The sequence below is a fragment of the Alkalihalobacterium sp. APHAB7 genome (genome assembly GCF_048323755.1).
Lineage (GTDB): Bacteria > Bacillota > Bacilli > Bacillales > Bacillaceae_F > Alkalihalobacterium.
This window is the reverse complement of sequence record NZ_JBLWFS010000013.1, coordinates 41,698-63,372: the sequence shown is the minus strand read 5'-3', so window position 1 is coordinate 63,372 and position 21,675 is coordinate 41,698. Positions and strand designations below refer to the sequence as shown.

The window sequence follows — 21,675 nt, the reverse complement described above, 5'->3', positions numbered from 1 at the left end:
GCTATTCTTGACAGGTTTATGTATCATGAGTTGGAATGTCTTTTGGTTAATGAAAGGTTTTTTTGCGATAGAAAAAATACCTGTTGAAACAACGGAAATCGCTCAATCTAGTACTGATGCCGAAGAAGATGTAGAGATAATAAATTTTGTTGAACCAACAAAACCAGAAAAAACTAGATTTGTTCGTGGAGAACGTTACGGTCACTTCATCGTTCCTAAACTAGAAGAAAGGATACCTATTTTTTACGGCACAAAAGAAGAACAGCTTAAACAAGGAATTGGACATGTCGAACGGACAGCACTTCCAGGAGAAAATGATAATACGGTTTTATCTGGGCATCGCGATACCGTATTTCGGCATCTGGGAAAAATAGAAAAAGGCGATCGATTGATCGTTGAAACAGAAGCAGGAAAATTTACGTATTTAGTAAGAAAAATACGTATTGTAGATAAAGAAAACCGAACTGCCATCGCGCCTAAACCGAAAGCCACCTTAACGGTCATTACCTGCTATCCATTTGGTTTTGTTGGGCACGCGCCAAAGCGTTTTGTTATAATAGCTGATTTAATCGCTCCGAAATCACTCGTTCTTGAATATAGAAAGAGTCAATAAAAAAGGGTGGAGAAGTTCCACCCTTAGTTACGATAAAATAATTTAAACTATGCACCAAACCGTGTTCGATAGCCGCACTTTCTGCATAATTCTTCGACGGCTTCACGGCGTGAAAAGCCGTTATATAAATTGTTCGCTCGTTCTCCTTCAATTATATCAGTGAAATTCATTTCGTTGACATTTCCTAAATTAATAACTCCTTCTCCATCGAGACAACATGGAATAACGGTACCGTTTGCCAAAATTCCCGCTTGGTTTCGAAGTCCATGACAGAAACCTTTGCCATCATCTTCTTCCTCGTGCAAGCTCGGCCATTTAAATTCAATATCTTGATTTATATAAATGCGCTCAGCTATTTTTACACCGGTGCCAGGTACCACTTTTTCTTCAATTTTATAATCAAGGTTAAATTCTTTTTCAAGGATTTCAAGAACTTCACGATTTCTCATTTTCTGAACGTTCGTCATGTTATCCTCAGTTAAGTTCCACAATCGCAGGGAAACAATTAAGTCCGATTGAGCAGTTGCTTCTTTAATGAAATCTAATATACTCCCTACATAACCTTCTTTGTCTGTTGATCCCTCATGTCCATCAAAGCTATGCAAGGAAAAGTTCATTTGTCTTAAGGCTGGCTTATTTATAATTTTATGCTTCGCTTTACGCAATAACGTCCCATTCGTTGTAATATTAACTTTAAACCCTTTTTCATGACTGATGTCGAGTAGCTGATCAATTTTCGGATGAAGTAATGGTTCACCTTTGACGTGTAAATAGATATAGTCTGTGTGAGGCTTAATTTGATCTAGTCGCTTTGAAAAATCATCTACTGATAAAAATTGTTTTTGCCTTTCAGTAGGAGGGCAAAAGCTGCAAGCGAGATTACAAACACTTGTAATTTCCAAATAAAATTTCTTAAACTTTTTCAATCGTTTTTCCTCTCTTCTTCTCTAATCAAAAAATCGGGAGCTAGCCGGCTAATTGTTCATGCTAATTATTATACCAAATCCTATAGAGAAGAGAGAAATGTTTAGTTGTGGAAAAAATAAAAAGACAATGGGTTACTTGAGCCAATGAAAAAAAGTCGACCCTTTGTCCAAAGGTCAACTTCTATATGTAAGTGGGTAAATGAATTAACTAGTGGAGTTGTTGTTGAATGCGATCATGCGTTGTTTCAATTTTCGACGGGAGAATATATAAATATTCAATGATCCCTTCTAGTAACTCAATTAACAACCTGGCCATATCTTCATCCAAGTCCCGTTCCAATTCTAAAATTTGATGAAACTGGCTTTCTGGATGAACAAGGCTTGTTAATGATGTGATCGGTTTATTTAGATCAAGATGCTTTGGTAAGTGCTCGATTTGCTCGGATAAAGACTGTCCTTTTACCTTATCACCGAGGAAGCTTTTCACGACACTTTCAAGAACGCGCTTCGATAAAACCGCTGTCGCTGAAGGGTCCTTAGACTGATGTACGTTTAGTGCAGAACGATAGGCACGAATCAAATCGTCTGGAATGTTCGTGTGATTTTCTACTTCAGCAAATGTTGTTTTAGGATCGTAAATATACACTTCAACGTCCTCATTCGATTTATCTAGATAATCTGAGAGCATGATTACAAAAGAAGAGCTTGATTTGCATTCTGGACAATTTCCTTTTGAAAACAATCCCGTACGATTTGCCTGGTAATCCGCTTTAAGTAAGAAGCGAGCTGTTTTACTACAATCTGGACATTTGCATTTTATTTCTTTGGGGATTTTCACATGACCATATTGGCTGTAAGTTAATATCGAACCTGGCAATATCCTTCTCATCGTTAACCTCCTACATCACAGCGAATCAATACCTAACCATGAATGAACCGGCGTGTTTTTATTATCTTACCCCAAAATGATAAAATCCCCGTACGAAACCTTTACAGTAAATAATTCCATGTTTCTTCTTCAAATATTTGTTACAATAAAATTGTAGGTTGTTGTGTGGATGTTCATTCCATCTCTTGAGTTTTATTAAAGGTACTAATAATAAGAGACCCTAATTAAATCCGGGTAAAGACAATCGAAAAGTATTTCCAATCAGTACGATCGATAAGGAGTTACTCCAAATAAATTACATAGTACACGTTTGTATATATTGTAACCCTAAAATAAATATTGAGGAGAGAAGTAATGGAAAACTTGAATAGCAGCAATAAAGACATTAAATTAATAGCGATTGATATGGATGGAACCCTTTTAAATAAACAACATGAGATTTCTGAGCAAAACCGGAAAGCCATTAGAGAAGCGGAACAAAAAGGGATCCACGTTGTCATTAGTACAGGCCGGACGAGAATGACCTGCGATGACCTTGTGAATTCATTGTCCCTTAGCTCCTACCTAATAACAGTGAATGGGAGTGAAATCTGGGACGAGAAGGGAAATCTTATTGAGAGACAGCTACTTGACTTTTCGTTTGTTGAGCATATGTACAAATTAAAGCAAAAACATAATACACACTGTTGGGCTGCATCAGTGGATAACGTCTGGCGTGAGCAATTTCCTGATGATTTTTCTTCGCACGAATGGATGAAGTTTGGATTTGACATTAAAGATGATCAAGTAAGAGATATGATATTAAACGAGTTAAAGCAAAACGATGCACTTGAAATTAGTAATTCTAGTCCGACGAATCTTGAAATTAATGCAGCGGGTGTGAATAAAGCGAAAGCGATTGAAAAAGTGTGTGAACGATTAGGCATTACAATGGATAATGTCATGGCAATGGGAGATAGTCTTAATGACTTAGCAATGATAAAAGAAGCAGGCATCGGTGTCGCGATGGGAAATGCTCAACCCTTCGTAAAAGAGTCTGCTGACTGGGTCACGTCTTCCAATATAGAAGACGGTGTTGCTGTTGCCATACGAAAATGGGCATTATAAATTAGATTTTCTACACGTGTTTAAAAGGGTCATCCAATACCTGTAGATAGAACATACACTGAGATTAAGGTAGAGCTTCTCGAATCTGCAGCTTGTGTCCAAAAATTCCTGATATTGGGTAAAGTGAGCTCTATAAATATTACTTGTGAAACTTTTGCTTATTAGAATACCATTTATAATTTATAAGAAACGCTTCAAAAGCTGAACCTCTTACTCATGGGGGAAGGCTTTTTTTCTTTTAGTATATCCTTCAAGGTGCCGGCTATTAATCAGCAATTGAATTGATTCCCTCATTCTTTCATAAATAGAATAGTTAGGACGCTAATGTTCTTTACTTGAAAATAACACAAATCCATTGCGGGAAACTACAAATTTTTATAAAATAACAGAATAGAATTAGTTAGGGGGCTAATAAAATTGGAACGGAATATAGATGAGAGGGTCGGTTACCACATTGGTGTTGTCGGCCATCTCCTGCAAAACTTATACAATGAAAAACTAAGTGAATATGGATTAACAGTAGCTCAAGCAAAAGTAATTTATTTACTTCATGCCCACGGTGATCTCCTTCAGTCTGAGCTCCAAAAGAGACTATTAATTAAAGCACCGACGATGAATGGAATCATTGACTCGATGTTAAAAAAAGAGCTTATTGAAAAAAGAGATAATGAAAGTGACAGAAGAAGCAAGACGATCATTTTAACTGAAAAAGGTAGAGTGCTAGAAGATACGTTATGGAATGACATTGGCCGACTAGAAGAAGAGCTGGTCAACGGCCTATCTAAAGAAGAACAAAAGATTTTAATTATCTGGTTAAAGAAATTAGCGTTAAATTTACAAAAGTAATACGTTACTAGTTATATAGAAAGAAGGTTCAAACAACATGAAACAAAAATTCCAGAGTGAACGGCTCGGGACAGAACCAATTCCAAAATTATTAAAAAGCTTATCAATTCCGGCTATTATCGGTATGGTCGTTATGGCGCTATACAATGTCATTGATACGATCTTTATTTCCTACGGTGTCGGGATTTCAGCAGTTGCTGGGGTAACCATCTCATTCCCCCTCATGATGATCATGATGGCCATTTCAGCAGCAATGGGGATCGGTGGTGCCTCAGTCATTTCGCGAAGGCTAGGCGAAAGAAAGGAAAAAGAAGCAAACAAAGTGTTCGGAAATGTTTTAACGCTTATCCTCTTACTCAGTGTTTTAGGGTTTGTCGGAGCATTTACCTTTTTAGAACCCGTTCTCATTTTATTCGGGGCTACACCTGATATCTTACCGTATGCTGTCGAATACATGTTCCCGATTTTATTAGCAACATTGTTTTTTACATTTGGATTTGCAACAAATAGTATTATACGTTCAGAAGGAAATGCTCGTTTTGCGATGATGGCGATGATTATTCCTTCGGTGCTTAATATCATTCTCGATGCCATTTTTATTTTCGGATTGAACATGGGCGTTCGTGGGGCGGCTTATGCGACCGTTATTTCTCAAGTGGTTACAAGTGTTATGGTCATTCAATATTTTCTATCTGGTAAGAGTACGTTATCGTTAACGATAGCCGATTTTAAATTAAAGCTCGCACTCGTAAAGGAAATTACCCTCGTTGGCCTTCCTGCATTTGTCCAACAGGCAGCAGGAAGCTTGATGATGATATCAATCAATGCCATGCTTATCCGTTTTGGCGGTGAATTCTACGTTGGGGTATTCGGAATCATTCAACGAATTATTATGATGTCCTTTATGCCAATGGCAGGAATTATGCAGGGGATGCAGCCAATTGTCGGTTATAACTATGGAGCCAAGAATTTTGCGCGGTTACGAGAGACGGTCTTGCTCAGCCTGAAGATTACGACGATAATGTCGGTTGCTGTATTTCTTATCGTCATGTTTTTCCCATCATTCCTAATGTCTATATTCACTTCAGATCAGGCGGTAATTGAAGCAGGAGTAGAATCGATGAGAGTGATGTTTGCAGCAGTGTTTTTAATTGGAATTCAAATCATTAGTAGTGGACTATATCAAGCGCTAGGGAAAGCAAAACTTGCGTTAATCTTATCTTTATCAAGACAATTTCTTTTCTTAATTCCACTCGTATTAATTTTGCCACACTTTATCGGTACAACAGGTGTTTGGTTAGCATTTCCGATTGCAGACTTCTTCTCTTTCTTATTAGCTGGGTATCTATTGTACCGCCATCGTGGGACGTTTCTCTCCAATGAAGGAAGCAGTGACGAAAGTAGTCAACAAGAGGCCGTTAAATACAAGGAGGCGACCCAATCCAGTAACTAAGCAGATCCGTTGTATAACCGGGTAAGGCAAACTCATGTCTTACCCGGTTTCTTTATGATTAATTAATCTTAATAGCCATATATAGTGAATTGCAATAAGCATACTATCCTTATAATGAGAAAGCTTAGTGCGGTTATGGGTAGGATATATGTAATGACTAAATTGGGAACATGAGGCGGACTGAAGTACCTTTTCCTAATTCACTTTCAACTGTAATGTCACCTTTAAAATGATTAACCAGTTTATAAACCATAAATAAGCCGATCCCTTGACCCGCTTCTTCTTCATTTAATTTATGATATTTTTGAAAGAGCTTTTCCAAGTTATCAGGTGAAATCCCGATGCCTTGATCAATAATATCGAGGACGAGCCTGTCGTTTTCAATAAAACTATTTAGGTAAATCGTACTGTCCTCAAAGCTGTATTTAATGGCATTACTTAATAGGTTAGAGATGATCAATTTCGTATTGATCTTTACTTATTTGGTCAGTTAACTTTTGTAAGACGGACTCAAAACGCTTCGGTGTTTCGATAACAATTGCATGTTGATTTAAATCAATAGCATTAACAATAAATGAAACGAGGTTGTCTAAATATAATTGTTCAGACTGGTAAAAATAGAGAATGTGTGAACCTTCATTCACTTGCATATTCTCTGTTAGCGCTATGGTTTTTGTAGCTATACTCATGAAAACCTCCTTTAATCTACTAATCATATCATTTATATCCTTATATAACAATTATTGGCTTAATAGACTACCTTTGTAAATTCAATTTCACATTCCGACAAGGACTCCTTTTGCATTTACCGACATTATGAATAAGTGTAAAATGAGAGGGCGAGGGGGATGTTTATGCACATTAAAGATATGTTTCAAAAGCCGATTGACCGGGATATAAAAGGTGTCATTAAAGTTGGTCAAGATGATGAAACCAACGTCTATCAAGAATTGGATGAGTATGTTGTTACAAATGAGCTATCTGAACACTTTGAAGAATTTTTTGAGGCATACAAAAGTGGAGTACTAGGCCATACGGATAAAATGGGTGTTTGGATTTCGGGATTTTTTGGTTCTGGTAAATCGCACTTTCTGAAAATATTATCGTACCTTTTAGCTAATAAAGAAATAAAAGATAGAGAGGCACTATCTTTTTTTGAAGATAAAATTTATGATGCAAAGCTTTTAGAAAACATGAAAGACGTTTCCAAATTCACGAACGATGTGATCCTTTTTAATATTGATGCCAAGTCAGATTCTGACTCCAAACTAAATAAGGACTCTATTTTAAGAGTATTTAATAAAGCATTTAATGAAATGGAAGGCCTTTGTGGTTCCGTTCCGTGGGTTGCTGATTTAGAGCGACAATTAGTGAAAGAAAACGTGTATGAGACTTTTAAGTCCACATTCGAATCAATCTCAGGCTCGACATGGGAACAATCTCGTGAAAACTTTTACTACGTAGAAGATGCGATTGTTGAAGCGTTAGCCAAAACAACAAAAATGAGTGAAGAGGCAGCGAGACATTGGTACAACAAGGCTGAAGATAATTATAGTTTAAGTATTGAAAAATTCGCTCAACGCGTCAATGAATATATAGAAAGCCAAGCTACCAATCATCAGGTGCTATTCCTCGTTGATGAAATGGGTCAATACATTGGCGACGACACTCAACTCATGTTGAACCTTCAGACCGTAGTGGAGCAATTAGGAGTTTATTGCGGCGGAAAGTGCTGGGTGTTAGTAACGAGCCAACAAGAAATCGATTCGATTACGAAAGTAAAAGGCGATGATTTTTCTAAAATACAAGGTCGCTTTAACACAAGACTAAGTTTATCGAGTGCAAATGTTGATGAAGTCATTCGTAAACGGATACTTGAAAAAAATGAGACAGCAAAGCAAACATTGCAATTGTTATATCCGCATAAGCGCTCAATCATTAATAATTTAATAACGTTTAAAGATACACCTGAAATGAAATCGTTCGCTGATGAAATCGATTTTATTAATGTATATCCATTTGTTCCTTATCAATTTAACTTATTACAAAAAGTATTCACTGGAGTACGTGTTCACGGTGCTGCAGGAAAAAGCTTATCTGAAGGAGAGCGTTCCTTATTAAGTGCTTTTCAGGAGTCTGTTATTGCCCATGCTTCGGATGAAGTAGGAACACTCGTCCCGTTTTCCGCTTTTTATGAAACGATTGAAGCTTTCCTTGATGCGAATATTCGCTCGGTGATTGCTCAAGCGAAACAAAATATCCGTTTAACAGACGAAGATGTTGAAGTTTTGCAACTCTTGTTTTTAGTTAAATACGTAAAAGAAATACCAGCAAATATTGAAAACATCACAACGTTGCTTGTGGAAAATATCGATGAGGATAAAGTCGAAAAAATGAAGAATATTCATAGTTCCTTGCAACGACTCATCGGCGAAACATTTATACAGAAAAACGGCGAAGAGTACATTTTTCTAACGAATGATGAACAAAATGTCAATCGTGAAATTAAAAGCATACCTATTGATTTTTCTGAAACGACACGGGAAATCGGGCACTTAATCTTTGAAGATATCTATAATGAGAAAAAGTTTCGTTATTCAACTCGCTATCATTTTCCGTTTAACACATATATTGATGATCTTGCCTTACATCAACAAGGTCATCTGTTTGGTGTGAAGATTATAACTCCATACTTTGAAGGGTTAAACGCAATTCACGATGCGGAACTCAAATCGATGTCAATGCGTGAAAATAATTTAATTATTAAACTTCCACCAGATACGACGTTGTTCGAAGAAATGGACCAAGCGAAAAAGATAGATGTTTATTTAAGGAAAGCGGGCGGAACGGCAACAACACCAACCATTGACGAAATTAAGTTGAAAAAAAGAAACGAGTCAACAGAAAGGAAGAAACGAGTCAAAACACTTTTAATTGAAGGACTAAAAGAGGCTAACCTCTATGTAAATAATCAAGTGTTTAAAGTGAAATCAAAAAAACCTGAAGAGCGAATAAATGAAGCGATCAAAGTTCTGATTGAGGCCCTTTATCATAAGCTTAACCAAATGATACAACATACAAATTCATTAAAAGATTTATCCTCATTATTGGAAAGGACAAACGAACAACTATCTTTTATTGATGAAGATCCGAATAAGCTAGCACTAGCTGAATTAAATGCTTATATTAGGAGAAATAGCCAGCGAGATCTTCCGATTACTATGAAGAATGTCCTAACGTTCTTTTCCAACATTCCATACGGTTGGCTTGAATATGATATCGTCGCTTCTGTCATTAAGTTGTTTAAATCACAAGAAATTAAATTACTTTTAGACGAACAGCAGATCCAGCTAGAGGATAAAGATGTTCTAAATTACTTAACAAAACGAGATTACATTGAGCGAACGGTCATAAATGAACGAGAGAAAATAGCGGCGAAATATATAAACAATATTAAAAATCTATCTAAAGAGTTAACAGGTGAGGCTGCGCTCCCTGCAGACGAAGAGCGTTTGCGAAGATATTTTAATTCAATAGTAGAAAAAGAGCTTGATTCAGTTATTAAAAGGTATTTAGCTCGCTATGACAAACAGCCTTATCCAGGAAAAGACCTTTTACTAGAAGCACAGCGTACTTTTAAAGAACTGCTAGCAATTACTGACACGCTCACATGGTTCAAAATGTCCTTTCAATTAAAAGAAGATATTCTAGATTATGTTGATGATAGAAAAGATATAAACCATTTCTTTGAAGAACAACAACCCATTTTTGACGATGCACTTGAAAAAATTGAACTTTTCGAGAAAAATCGATCTTACGTTATGGACGACAAGATCACAAAAACAATTAGAGACATGAAAATAATTGTTCAGCAAGCGAACCCGTACGGCAACATTTATCGATTACCAGTTTTAATCAAACAGTTTGTTGAAAAATTCACGGAATTATTAGAACGAGAGTGTGGTCCTGTGCGGGAAGTGATTAAGGCGGATTATGAAAGAGTTATTAAAGAACTTTCTACAAAGCCATTTCAAGACGAACTTTTACCGATCGTTAAAGAGCGCTTTGATGATTTATCACACCGATTAGAAACAGTGAACAACTTTTATGAAGCCATTGCCATGAAAGAAGAATGCGACCGATTAAAGCTTCGCTCATTTAATGAAATTTATGCAAAAGAAGCGAAACAAATACAGTCACAAGAAGCACGATTTACACTAACAATACCGTCTGGAAAAACAGTAAAATTGGACAAACCCAACCCGGAGTTTAAACCGAAAACGACTCTAAATGTAAGCATGTCGAATCTCTTGAGGGAAACAACAACGATTGAAAATGAACAAGAGATTGACAATCTGCTTGAACAGCTGCGTGAGCGCCTCAAAAAAGAATTAAAAGAAGATTCAATCATTCGGTTAATTTAAGGATGAGAAGGAGAATTATATGAATAAATCTGCTATTCGAAAATTCGCTGTCCAAGCCCGAACTCAGCTGGTTATTGATATCGAACAAAAAGCGTATGAACTTGGAATAACTCCAGGCGAGATCAAAGAAGCGGAAGTCTTTGAAGGAGGCTTCCGCGTCAATCAAAGAATTTTCCCCTTTTTTGAACTAAAGCAACGAGAAGAGCTTATTGAAAAAATAAAAGAAAAAGGCTACGAGCAAATTATTGAAGAGGTAGCTTATACGTGGTTTAACCGTTTGATAGCCCTTCGTTTTATGGAAGTGAATGATTACTTGCCAACAGGTGTGAGGGTCCTTTCCTCAGAACAGCCCTGGAAATCAGAGCCGGACATTTTAGCAGAAGCACAAAACATCAATCTAGACATTAACTTGGATAGGCTATATCGTCTTCAAGATGCAAACGACAGAGAAGGGTTGTTTAAATACTTACTTATTAAGCAATGCAACGCATTACATACAATTTTACCGATTATGTTTGAAAAGATTAACGATTATACCGAACTGTTATTGCCACACAATTTATTGCAGGATGATTCCGTCCTCCAACTTCTCGTTAGCTTAATTCCTGAAGAAGATTGGAAAGATCAAGTTGAAATCATCGGTTGGTTATACCAATTTTACATTTCTGAAAAGAAAGATGAAGTGTTTGCTGGATTAAAGAAAAAGCAAAAAGTCACGAAAGAAAACATTCCAGCAGCCACTCAGCTTTTTACACCGAAATGGATCGTCCAATATATGGTTGAAAATTCAGTTGGGCGTTTATGGTTAGACGCACAATCAAACGAAGAATTGAAAGGAACCTGGAACTATTATATAGAAGAAACTAAACAAGATGCTCACGTTCAAGCTCAACTGGACAGCTTGAAACCTACCGAATTAAAGCCTGAAGAAATTAAGGTGTTAGATCCTTGTATGGGTTCAGGTCATATTCTCGTGTACGCCTTTGATGTTCTTTATGACATCTATGTAAAGGCAGGTTATTCTCCTCGTGAAATTCCAAAGTTGATTCTTGAAAACAATTTATACGGGCTGGACATTGATGACCGTGCTGCACAGTTAGCCTATTTTGCGCTCATGATGAAAGCGAGAAGCTATAACCGACGCTTGTTTAAAGATGCAATTCAAGTGAACGTATGCTCCATCCAAGAAAGTAATGGTATTCCCAGTGAGGCGGTTGACTATTTTATTGACGCAACTAATGTTGAAATGGATGCAACAATTCAAATCGATTTAAGCCATTTCATCGCTAGTTTCCATGATGCAAAAGAATACGGTTCAATTCTAAAACTAGAAAACCTCCAACTCACTGCAGTCGAGCAACGACTAGAAGAGATCCGAACGAATGACTCAACTAATTTATTTGAAGCACAATATCGAGATCTCATCTTAGAAACAATTCCGCCGTTGCTACAACAAGCCAAATTACTAACGAGGAAATACGATGTTGTTATAACAAATCCGCCTTATATGGGAATAGGAAATATGAATCCTAATGTTAAGAGATACATTGAAAAGCATTACAATGAATACTCTAATGATCTTTTCACTGTTTTCATGGAACAAATGCACGAATTAGGAACAAATGCAAGCTATATTGCGACCATCAATCAACACTCCTGGATGTTCTTAAGCAGCTACGAACGAGTTCGATTGTTTTTAATGGATACTCAATCGATCGTTTCGATGGTCCATCTCGGTGCACGTGCGTTTGAAGAAATCGGCGGCGAAGTTGTTCAAACTACTTCATATATCACTCGCAATACACCAATTGAGGATTTTACTAGTTGTTTTATTAATCTCGTTTCGTTTGGCACCGTAGAAAAAGAACAAGAACTGTTGGATACAGATAATTGGTTTATTAAAAAAGTCGAAGAATTTAAAGGAATTCCAAAGTATCCTTTTGCTTATTGGACAAATAAAACGATGCTTGAAAATTTTAAAATGTACCCGTCGATTGACTCGGTTATTGACAATGTTGGTTCAGGAAACAAGACTGCAAACAATGACCGTTTTCTACGGTTTGTTTGGGAAGTGAATCAAGAAGATATGAACAAGCGTTGGTTTTTATATGCAAAAGGTGGACGTTTAAGAAAATGGTATGGGAACTTAGAGACAATTATTGATTGGTCAGATGAAGCAAAAGCATTTTACCGGGAAAATCCGACGTCAAACTTATTAAACCAAGAATATTGGTTTAAGGACGGAATTACCTATACCGATTTAACGACACGTGCGTTTAATGCGCGAGTGCTATCGAGCGATACCCTTTTTGATATGGCAGGACCAGCTTTGTTAATAGAGAACGAAGACGATCGACTCTACCTATTAGGGTTATTAAATTCCGTTGTTGCAAATGAAGTCTTTAAATTATTAAATTCAGGATTGCACGTTAAATTAAATGACGTTGTGCGCGTTCCGTTCGTCAGTCCACCTGATGATATGAAGGAGCAAGTCATAGCAATCGTCCGAGAGAACATCCGAATGGTAAAAGAAGATTGGGATTCGTTTGAGACATCAGTTGATTTTAAAAAACATCCATTCTTACTACACAATCGAAGTACACTTGAAGAAACATTTACAAACTGGGGAAATTATAAGACTGCACAATTTGAGCGTTTGAAAGCAAACGAAGAACAGTTAAACGAAATGTTCATTCAGTTGTATCGTCTAGAAGGGGAATATTCTTCAGCGGTAAAGGAAGATGAACTCTCTATTCGAATTGCTGAGCGTGAACGTGATGTAAAATCCTTCATCTCCTTTGCAGTCGGTTGTATGTTCGGAAGATATTCATTGGATGAAGAGGGCCTTGTTTTTGCAGGAGGAACGTTAAAGCCGAGCTGTTATGAGACGTTTAATGCGGAAAAAGATAACGTTATTCCAATTACAGATGAGGAGTATTATGATGACGATATCATCACGCGTTTTGTTAATTTTCTTCAAGTAACGTTTGGTGAAGAGCAACTCGAAGAAAACCTCGAATGGATTGCAAATGCACTCAATAAAAAAGCAACAGAGTCTCCAAGACAAGCGATTCGACGATACTTTATCAAAGACTTCTATAAGGACCATTTGCATTTTTATAAAAAACGTCCGATCTATTGGCAATTTGACAGCGGTAAACAAAATGGGTTCAAGGCACTTATTTATATGCACAGATATGATGAGGGGCTTGTTGCTCGCGTTCGCACTGAGTATCTTCATCTGGTGCAACGAAATTACGAAGCAGAGTTGGTGCGATTGAACACCTTTTTGAGTGAAGACATTTCAGCTCGTGAGAAAACAATAGCGAACAAAAGAATAGACACACTCGAAAAGCAACTAATCGAAACACAGCATTATGATCAAGTCATTGCTCACATCGCAAATAAATGTATAATGATTGACTTATCAGCTGGGGTAAAGAAAAACTATATGCAATTCCAGAACATTAAGATCGTTCAAGCAGACAATAAACCTGGGACAAGAATGAACGTATTAGCAAACGTAAAATTTTAATTTTAGGTACCAGGCACCTTGATCCCTTTAAAGTACGAAAGGATCAAGGTGCCTGGTTTTATACTTGGTTTTATTCTGTTAGAATTTGGGTATAGGTCATTATAAATAACTTTATTTCTATTATCTTAAGAGAATCTACTAGAATATTATAAAAGAGTTTAATAGGAAATCATTTTATAATAAAATATAAGCAAATGATCTGTAATTTATTGGATTCTATATAGGGTGATGAAGTCTGGGAATTGGAGGAAAAATTTTATGGAGCAACTAGAAAGATCGTATGAAAATATTACTCATTTTTGTAACCATAGTCCAATACCAATTATTGCGATTACGATCGATGGTTTTATAGTGAGTGCAAATGATTTGGCAAATGACATTTTAAATAAAGGCAAGAGTTTAGGAAGCACTTCATTTTATGAATTTATTCAAGACCGTTATCATGAACTCATTCATCATTCTACTAATCATTTACATGAAATGGAACAATCTTCCCGATTGCTCGAAGTAAAAACTTTACATAAACATTGGTTGAAACTGCATTGTCGTTTTTACACGGAAAATGAGGCAAACCTTATTTTAATCACATTAGAAGATATTACGAAGCAAAAGCAACGTGATTTACTGTTAGACTTAAATCAAACGATGCTCAATATGATTGTTAAGCGCGAATCATTGCATAATATATTAGGTCGTTTATCGCTAATGGTTGAGACCTACTTTGTCAGAAAAACATATTCATCCATCCTGCTAATAAATCAAGAAAAACGATTTAGTCAAATGGTTGCACCAAACCTACCAAAAGAATTTGCAGATCCATTTTTGGGTGAGGAAATACGTGAGAAAGGTTCCTGTGGGACAGCGATAATTCGGAAAAAAAACGTGATTACTCCAGACATCTTAACAGATCCACTATGGGATGAGTTTCGAGAGCATACTGTAAACTATGGCTTACGCTCATGTTGGTCCATTCCTATATTAATCGATGAAGAGGTAGTTGGTTGTTTTGCCATCTACCATCCATTTCCATCTAGACCAACAGTCCTAGAATTAGAAATGATTGAGACCTGTGCTAAATTAGTAGGATTAGCTATAGAAAGAAGAGAGGGAGAAAAAAGATTACTTCATGAAACAGAAAAACGCTTTAAGTTCGTTATGGATATTATGCCAGATTTAATCATCTTTAAAGATGAGAAAGGTCGTTGGCTTGAAGGAAATCAAACAGCAAAAGAAAAACTTCCAACTTTTCAATTTAGTCAAATTGGTGACGAAACAAAGCCTTTATATCAACAATATCAATATTTCCTTTCTCAAGTAGAAGAAACCGACCAACTAGTATTGGAGCGTAATTCACCTGTAAGAAGGGAGCTAAAATTCCCGCAAACTAATGGTGAAGAGTTAGTATACGACATCATTAAAGTACCTCTTATAAGTGAGGACCGTATACTCAATAAGGGTATAGTTGTTATTGGACGCGATATAACCGAACGAAAGAAAACCGAGGAACTGTTAGAAAGAAACGAACAACAATTTAAATCGTTGTTTGATCATAACCCGAACGGTATTTGTATTATCGATTTAAACGGAGAAATGACGAGCTGCAATCGTTCACTTGAACAGATTTTAGGGTATGAGTTTACGGAGATAAAAGGTAACTATTATCAAATTTTAGATCAAAGTGATGTTGAAAGAATAAAAGAACTCTTTAATAAATCACTCACAGGTAAATCCCAAGAATTTGAAACAACCATTAGACATAAAACCGGTAGAATTGTATATATAAAAGTCACAAATGTACCGATTATCGTTAAGGAAAACGTAATTGGAGTATATGGAATCGTAGAGGACATAACAGAGAAAATAAAGTCACAGGAAAACCTAAAGCAAACGAAAGAATTTTTGGAATCTTTAATCTATCATAGCGCGGATTGCATTGGTACCCTGTCATTAGAAGGGGAAGTACTACATGTCAACCCAGCCATTGAAAGTATTTACGGTTGGAAACTCGAAGAAATCATCGGTGAAAAATACCCTGTCCTTCCTGAAGAACAACGTGAAGAAATGGAAGAAATTATTGCTAACATAAAAGAAGGCAAAGATATTATCGGAATTGAAACGAAAAGAAAAAAGAAAGATGGTTCCATTATTGACGTTAGTATTACGTATTCTCCATTACGAGATGGTACAGGTAACTTGATTGGCTTCACATCGGTTTCAAGAGATATAAGTGACCGGAAAAGAACAGATGAACTATTAAAAAGATCGGACAAACTATCTGTCATCGGTCAGTTGTCAGCTGCTGTCGCACATGAAATACGAAATCCACTTACATCGATTAAAGGATTTATCCAGCTCTTTAGTGACCGAATAAAAAAAGAGTATGCTGATTTAATGTTATCTGAATTAGAACGGATCGAAGTGATTGTGACCGAGTTTTTATCTTTAGCTAAACCTCAAGCCAACCTTTTCTTAGAAAAAGATCCAGTTCAAATATTAAAAGATACATTAGCTATCATCGATACAGAAGCCTTATTAAATCAAATCGAAATCGAATGTTATATAGATCCAGGTATAAAGGCAATCTTTTGTAATGAACATAAAATTAAACAAGTGTTAATTAATATTTTGAAAAATGCCATCGAATCCATGCCAACAGGTGGAAAACTTGAAATTAAAATGAAAAACAGTGGTCCCCACGTTAAAATCGACGTTACTGACCAAGGTTGTGGCATCCCTAAAGAAAAAATTGAAAGACTCGGTGAGCCATTTTACTCAAGTAAAGATCATGGCACAGGATTAGGGCTTATGGTTTGTTTTAAAATCATTGAAGAACATAATGGATTAATTGAAATTGAAAGTGAACTTGGAGAAGGAACGACAATTAACATACATTTACCAATTTCTAAGGAGCTATAGCAAGAGAGTAATACGATATACTTGCTAATGCTAATTAGTTCTTATGACCAAATGGTAGTAGATTAAACCTGCCCCTTGGTCTTTTTTTTGTTTGGGGATTAAATTAATACTCAACATTTGCTTCATACAAAAGAATAGTGGATTATTGAAAAAATATGGAAAATAGATTAATATATTATGGGTATAAGTAACTAGATTGCCTTAAAATTTTACTAACGAATTTACTTATCTCTTAAAGTCTTAAAGTTACAAGACAAATAAGTTGCAAGCACGATTAAAAGGAGTAAACTATGTTCCAATCGATCTTATCTAACTTAGCTATCATCTTATTAACTCATCTCGTGATGAGTACTTTAATGAATTATAAAGACCGGTTAAGACCACATCTAGTGTCTATCAGTGTCGTTATCATTTTTTCTGGTGCCGTTATTTCCATGTTTTATTTACCCATACAATTTGGTGAATATCGCCTAGACTTAAGGCTAATCCCCCTAATCTTTTTAGCTTTATTGAGAGGTTGGAAAGTAACACTTCCTGTATTAATCATTGTTTCTATGTGGCGATTTTTTATGGGGGGGGACGGGGCCCTGCCTGGAATTATCTTTGGTTTGGTCTTACCGACTCTTTTCGCTCTAGCTTTCTATAAGAGAAGTGATGTACATACAAATATCCTCCCAAAGGTACTAATTGTTACAGTTTGTTGGTTTATTTCTGATTTCCCAATTGTATTCATCATGCCAAATGGATTAGAGGTTTTTAAAAGCATTTTCTTTATTCGATATGGCTCATTTATTGGAGCTTCATTTATACTCTATTCGTTTATTTTACTAGAACACAAAAGAGATGCATTGAAGCAACAGTTAGAATTTTTAGCAACGCACGACCAATTAACCCAGCTGTTAAATAAAAATAAGTTTTTCAACATTGTCGAAGGAAGGAAGAGTGCATCCTCATCCCAACCTTATATAGCTATGGTCGATATTGATCATTTTAAACAGTTCAATGATACATACGGACATCAAGCAGGAGATGCTATACTGGTCCAATTATCTTCAATTCTAAAAAAGTATGATAATATAACCGTTGCTAGATATGGTGGGGAAGAATTTATCATTTATATTGAGAGTTACAGCTTTGATGAAGTAACTAAAATTCTTGAAAATATCCAAAAAGACATTCGTAAAGCAGAATTTTCGATAGATGATAAAATGCTTAAGATCACAGTTTCTATGGGACTAGCAAGATTGGAGGATCATTCTGAAGTTCGTCATGCTGTTAAGGTTGCAGATGATAAATTATATCTTGCTAAAGAAAATGGTCGCGACCAGTTAGTATCATAAGATCGAAAAATTAATCCTTCTCTTCACTTTCTGCGACTAAAGAAGACTAAGATCCTATCATGGTCTTAGTCTTTTTTTGGTAAAAAACTCCTAAAAATGCAAAGTTGTATTATGTTTAAAAGCAGCACGCTAACGCTGATTTCATTATATAACCCAAAAACAGTTCAAAATACCTAATTACAAAGGTTTAGAGAATGATAAATAGCAAGTGGCAAATGTTTGTGATACTATCGTTACCTCTTATATACCCTAATAGGTAAAAAGTCTTAGGTTTATATGACCAAAAAGATCAAAAAGATTCTTATTAAATCATTCAATCAACTATATGAAGAAGAAAAAATGATTGTTCCTTAAAAACAATATTGCTATCATACTAATGTACTAAAGAAAACTACAAAAAATTACATAAGTATAAAAAATAGACATAATTAATTATAGGTACCAACTACTAGTGGGGGGGATTTTGTGGAGAGGATGCTAATACCTGCTTATGATGAAATACACAAAGAGCTATCAGATATAAAATATGCTCTTGATAAATCATCGATCTTAGTGGTTACGGATGTTAAAGGCGTAATCACATACGTAAATGAAAAATTTTGCGTCATCTCTCAATATGAAAAAGAAGAACTGATTGGTTCAACACACCGAATAATTAACTCGGGTTACCATTCAAAAGGTTTTTTCAAAGAGATGTGGGAAACCATTCAAAAAGGTGAGATCTGGCAAGGGGAGATTCAAAATAAAGCAAAAGATGGAACGTTATATTGGGTCGATACGACGATTGTTCCGTTTTTAGATGGGGAAGGAAAGCCTTACCAGTATGTAGGTATTCGTAATGATATTAGTGCTCGGAAAAAGATTGAAGAAGACCTTCGTCTCAGCCAAGAGGACTATCGACGATTAGCGCACTTTGATTCGTTAACAGAATTACCAAACCGCTTAAGCTTTAATCTAACCTTATCCGAAAAGATGAAGGATCATGACCAGCTTGCCGTTATGTTTCTCGATTTTGACCGCTTTAAACTGATTAATGATACATACGGACATTCTTTTGGTGACATTCTCCTAAAAAAGGTGGCTGACCGATTAAAGGATTTAATCGAAAATCAAGTAGTTGTTTCCCGACAAGGCGGCGATGAATTTATATTTATTGTTCCATATGAACACGTTGATGAAGTAGAACGAGGTGCTACTGCACTATTAAAGCTGTTTTCTACACCTTTTATAGTGGAACAACAAGAAATTTTTATATCAACGAGTATTGGTATAAGCCTCTATCCTCATCAAAGTATTCATGCAGAAGAGTTATTGAAACAAGCAGATATCTCAATGTATAAAGCGAAACAAAATGGTGGTAATCAATTTCTTTTTTATGAAGAACAACAGCAATTAGAAGTCATTGAAACGCTAGAACTTGAAAACGGATTAAGAAAAGCGATAGAACAAAAAGAACTTAGTTTATTTTATCAACCTAAAGTAAATATTCATTCGGGTCATACGTATGGAGTTGAAGCACTCATTCGCTGGAAACATCCTACGCTAGGTATCGTTTCACCTGTGAACTTTATACCAATTGCTGAAAAAACAGGTTTGATCGTTCCGATTGGGGAATGGGTTCTTCGTACAGCTTGTGAAAAAGCTAAAATGTTACTCGATCAAAATATAAAAATTCGAGTGTCTGTTAACGTATCGATGGTTCAATTACTACAAGATGACTTTGTAAAAAATGTTAACGATATACTTACAACAGTGGATTTGCCTGCCCATTATCTTGAGCTTGAAATTACTGAAACCGTCGCGATGAAACATAAAGAATTTACAATCAGAGTGCTGACAGCTCTAAAAAATATGGGTGTTAAACTTGCCATTGATGACTTTGGTACCGGATATTCTTCTTTGAATTATCTAAAAGAACTTCCAATCGATACCGTTAAGATCGACAAGTCATTTATTTGGGATATGAAAGAAAGCAATTTTGATCTAACACTAATTGAAGCAATCATTTCTGTATGTCATAGTTTAGACCTTACCGCTATTGCTGAAGGCGTTGAAACAGAGGAACAATACGAACTACTAAAAATGAAAGACTGTGATGATGTTCAAGGTTACTTTTTCAGTAAACCATTACCTGAAAAAGACCTAGATGAGTACTTATCTAGAAATTAAGGTGTATGAGTCGTGAATGAATCCAAGACTCGTTTAGCACACTTAGAATAAAATAATTATTTAAATTTGGGGGATGTATGAGAAACTTATTTACAGTCAAAAAGATAGATAGGACACAGAATATATTTGAAAAGTTAACTCAACATAATTCTGAAGTATACATTAAAATAGATCGAAACAAAGACATAATAAAACAAATTGAAATGATCAATTTAACAACGAGGGACTTAACGATCATTCGTGCTATACAACCTGTTATTAAGGAACATTTGGATCTTATTGTAGAACAATTCTATAATAATTTAGGCAAAGAACAATCACTTATGCGTATAATTAACGACCATAGTCATGTCGATCGGTTAAAAAAGACGCTTCATAAACATATTTATGAAATGTTCAGTGGGAAAATTGATGACTCTTTTATCCAGCAACGAAATATAATTGCACATGTACATGTTCGTATCGGTTTAGACCCTAAATGGTATATGTGTGCCTTCCAAGATCTACTACAATCTTTAGTTAATATCGTTAGTGATCATGTACATGATGTCAAAGAAAACAGCGAAGTTATTATGGCAATTACAAAAATCCTTAATTTAGAGCAGCAAATTGTGTTAGAAGCTTATGAGCTTGAAAATGAACGTATTCGGAACGAAGTAGCCTTACAAAAGAAGGAAATGCAAATGCTAGTCAGTTCGAGTGCCCAAGAATTGGCCGCCATTAGCGAAGAAACGAGCTCTTCTTTACAAGAGATGACCGCCAAAACAAATGAAATTAATGATCTCACTGAAGCAAGCTCACAAATTGCGATCTCAACAGAAGAAAAATCTAAAGATGGAAAAAGTCGATTGGAATATCTCGTCAAAGTCATCACTGTAACTGAAGAGAATATGAAAACGATTGCCATCGAAATGAATGACTTAATGACAGCGTCAAAAAAAATTGAGGAAATTTCAAGAATGGTTACATCCATCGCTGATCAGACCAACCTGCTTGCATTAAATGCTGCGATTGAAGCAGCTCGCGCAGGTGAGCAAGGAAAAGGATTTGCCGTCGTTGCTAATGAAGTTCGAAAATTAGCGGAAGATACGAAGAATGCCGTATCGGGAGTTTCTGTCCTAGTAAGTGAAATTAATCAATATACAGCCAATATGTCAAAATCGATAACTAACAATACGGGGCAAATTAATAAAGGGACAGCGGAGTCCAATATGACTAGCGAATTTTTTGATGAAATTGTGCAGTCAATGGTTCATATGAAAAAACAAAATCTTCTAATTGCTGATGAAATGCAACAGTTAACTACTATTTTCAAAGACATTAATGGAGCAGCTGAACAAGTAGCGGTTGCGTCTGATAAACTAACGAATATCACAAACTCATTATAATATTAACCGTACCATAGGCGTAAATTATAGACATCGTGTCCATTTCTTAAGGGAAGTGAATGCGATGTC

Annotated in this window: 14 protein-coding genes; 10 read left to right on the top strand and 4 right to left on the bottom strand. The window is 35.9% G+C overall.

The features are described from left to right. Positions 1 to 25: 25 nt before the first annotated feature. Complete coding sequence (locus tag ACNSTQ_RS13850) at positions 26 to 613, top strand: class D sortase (RefSeq protein ID WP_418200406.1); 588 nt, start codon at positions 26 to 28, stop codon at positions 611 to 613. A gap of 47 nt (positions 614 to 660) precedes the next feature. Here ACNSTQ_RS13850 and ACNSTQ_RS13845 read toward each other — a convergent pair whose 3' ends face one another. Next, positions 661 to 1,539 (bottom strand): radical SAM/SPASM domain-containing protein, encoded by an 879-nt coding sequence (locus ACNSTQ_RS13845; RefSeq protein ID WP_418200405.1) that lies wholly within the window; start codon positions 1,537 to 1,539, stop codon positions 661 to 663. 208 nt (positions 1,540 to 1,747) lie between these two features. Then, entirely contained in the window at positions 1,748 to 2,428 is a 681-nt protein-coding gene (locus tag ACNSTQ_RS13840; RefSeq protein WP_418200404.1) for a hypothetical protein, read from the bottom strand. A gap of 354 nt (positions 2,429 to 2,782) precedes the next feature. Between ACNSTQ_RS13840 and ACNSTQ_RS13835 the strand changes: the two genes are divergently transcribed. The 3 genes from ACNSTQ_RS13835 to ACNSTQ_RS13825 all read left to right on the top strand — a co-directional run bounded on the left by ACNSTQ_RS13835 (position 2,783) and on the right by ACNSTQ_RS13825 (position 5,834). Further along, positions 2,783 to 3,535 carry a phosphoglycolate phosphatase gene (locus ACNSTQ_RS13835; RefSeq protein ID WP_418200403.1) on the top strand — a complete coding sequence of 251 codons (753 nt, stop codon included), beginning with the start codon at positions 2,783 to 2,785 and terminating at the stop codon, positions 3,533 to 3,535. A 417-nt stretch (positions 3,536 to 3,952) separates the two neighbouring features. Then, entirely contained in the window at positions 3,953 to 4,381 is a 429-nt protein-coding gene (locus ACNSTQ_RS13830) for a MarR family winged helix-turn-helix transcriptional regulator (protein ID WP_418200402.1), read from the top strand. Between the two features lie 37 nt (positions 4,382 to 4,418). Then, a complete protein-coding gene (locus ACNSTQ_RS13825) occupies positions 4,419 to 5,834 on the top strand; it encodes an MATE family efflux transporter (protein ID WP_418200401.1) in 1,416 nt (471 codons plus the stop codon). A 157-nt stretch (positions 5,835 to 5,991) separates the two neighbouring features. Here ACNSTQ_RS13825 and ACNSTQ_RS13820 read toward each other — a convergent pair whose 3' ends face one another. Both ACNSTQ_RS13820 and ACNSTQ_RS13815 read right to left on the bottom strand, forming a co-directional pair. After that, the gene (locus ACNSTQ_RS13820; RefSeq protein ID WP_418200400.1) at positions 5,992 to 6,294 is read right to left on the bottom strand and encodes a sensor histidine kinase; all 303 of its coding nucleotides are present in this window, start codon (positions 6,292 to 6,294) and stop codon (positions 5,992 to 5,994) included. Next, positions 6,281 to 6,523, bottom strand: coding sequence for an MEDS domain-containing protein (locus tag ACNSTQ_RS13815; protein WP_418200399.1), 243 nt, complete (start codon positions 6,521 to 6,523; stop codon positions 6,281 to 6,283). The genes ACNSTQ_RS13820 and ACNSTQ_RS13815 overlap by 14 nt, the downstream gene beginning before the upstream one ends. Before the next feature lie 165 nt (positions 6,524 to 6,688). Here ACNSTQ_RS13815 and brxC point away from each other — a divergent pair, with 165 nt between their 5' ends. The 6 genes from brxC (at position 6,689) to ACNSTQ_RS13785 (ending at position 21,606) form a co-directional block, all read left to right on the top strand. Beyond that, the gene (brxC, locus tag ACNSTQ_RS13810) at positions 6,689 to 10,258 is read left to right on the top strand and encodes a BREX system P-loop protein BrxC (protein ID WP_418200398.1); all 3,570 of its coding nucleotides are present in this window, start codon (positions 6,689 to 6,691) and stop codon (positions 10,256 to 10,258) included. Between the two features lie 19 nt (positions 10,259 to 10,277). Continuing rightward, positions 10,278 to 13,793, top strand: coding sequence for a BREX-1 system adenine-specific DNA-methyltransferase PglX (gene pglX / locus ACNSTQ_RS13805; protein ID WP_418200397.1), 3,516 nt, complete (start codon positions 10,278 to 10,280; stop codon positions 13,791 to 13,793). Positions 13,794 to 14,051: 258 nt separating this feature from the next. Further along, on the top strand, positions 14,052 to 16,709 hold the full coding sequence (locus ACNSTQ_RS13800) for a PAS domain S-box protein (protein WP_418200396.1): 2,658 nt from the start codon (positions 14,052 to 14,054) through the stop codon (positions 16,707 to 16,709). A 290-nt stretch (positions 16,710 to 16,999) separates the two neighbouring features. Then, positions 17,000 to 18,049 carry a diguanylate cyclase gene (locus ACNSTQ_RS13795; protein ID WP_418200395.1) on the top strand — a complete coding sequence of 350 codons (1,050 nt, stop codon included), beginning with the start codon at positions 17,000 to 17,002 and terminating at the stop codon, positions 18,047 to 18,049. 474 nt (positions 18,050 to 18,523) lie between these two features. Then, a complete protein-coding gene (locus tag ACNSTQ_RS13790; RefSeq protein ID WP_418200454.1) occupies positions 18,524 to 20,218 on the top strand; it encodes an EAL domain-containing protein in 1,695 nt (564 codons plus the stop codon). A 77-nt stretch (positions 20,219 to 20,295) separates the two neighbouring features. Continuing rightward, the gene (locus ACNSTQ_RS13785; protein ID WP_418200394.1) at positions 20,296 to 21,606 is read left to right on the top strand and encodes a protoglobin domain-containing protein; all 1,311 of its coding nucleotides are present in this window, start codon (positions 20,296 to 20,298) and stop codon (positions 21,604 to 21,606) included. Positions 21,607 to 21,675: the final 69 nt, after the last annotated feature.

Coding starts and splice junctions, on each gene's coding strand:
- ACNSTQ_RS13850 (WP_418200406.1), top strand. CDS start 26: ATGAGTTGGAATGTCTTTTGGTTAATGAAAGGTTTTTTTGCGATAGAA.
- ACNSTQ_RS13840 (WP_418200404.1), bottom strand. CDS start 2,428: ATGAGAAGGATATTGCCAGGTTCGATATTAACTTACAGCCAATATGGT.
- ACNSTQ_RS13835 (WP_418200403.1), top strand. CDS start 2,783: ATGGAAAACTTGAATAGCAGCAATAAAGACATTAAATTAATAGCGATT.
- ACNSTQ_RS13825 (WP_418200401.1), top strand. CDS start 4,419: ATGAAACAAAAATTCCAGAGTGAACGGCTCGGGACAGAACCAATTCCA.
- ACNSTQ_RS13815 (WP_418200399.1), bottom strand. CDS start 6,523: ATGAGTATAGCTACAAAAACCATAGCGCTAACAGAGAATATGCAAGTG.
- brxC (WP_418200398.1), top strand. CDS start 6,689: ATGCACATTAAAGATATGTTTCAAAAGCCGATTGACCGGGATATAAAA.
- pglX (WP_418200397.1), top strand. CDS start 10,278: ATGAATAAATCTGCTATTCGAAAATTCGCTGTCCAAGCCCGAACTCAG.
- ACNSTQ_RS13800 (WP_418200396.1), top strand. CDS start 14,052: ATGGAGCAACTAGAAAGATCGTATGAAAATATTACTCATTTTTGTAAC.
- ACNSTQ_RS13795 (WP_418200395.1), top strand. CDS start 17,000: ATGTTCCAATCGATCTTATCTAACTTAGCTATCATCTTATTAACTCAT.
- ACNSTQ_RS13790 (WP_418200454.1), top strand. CDS start 18,524: ATGCTAATACCTGCTTATGATGAAATACACAAAGAGCTATCAGATATA.
- ACNSTQ_RS13785 (WP_418200394.1), top strand. CDS start 20,296: ATGAGAAACTTATTTACAGTCAAAAAGATAGATAGGACACAGAATATA.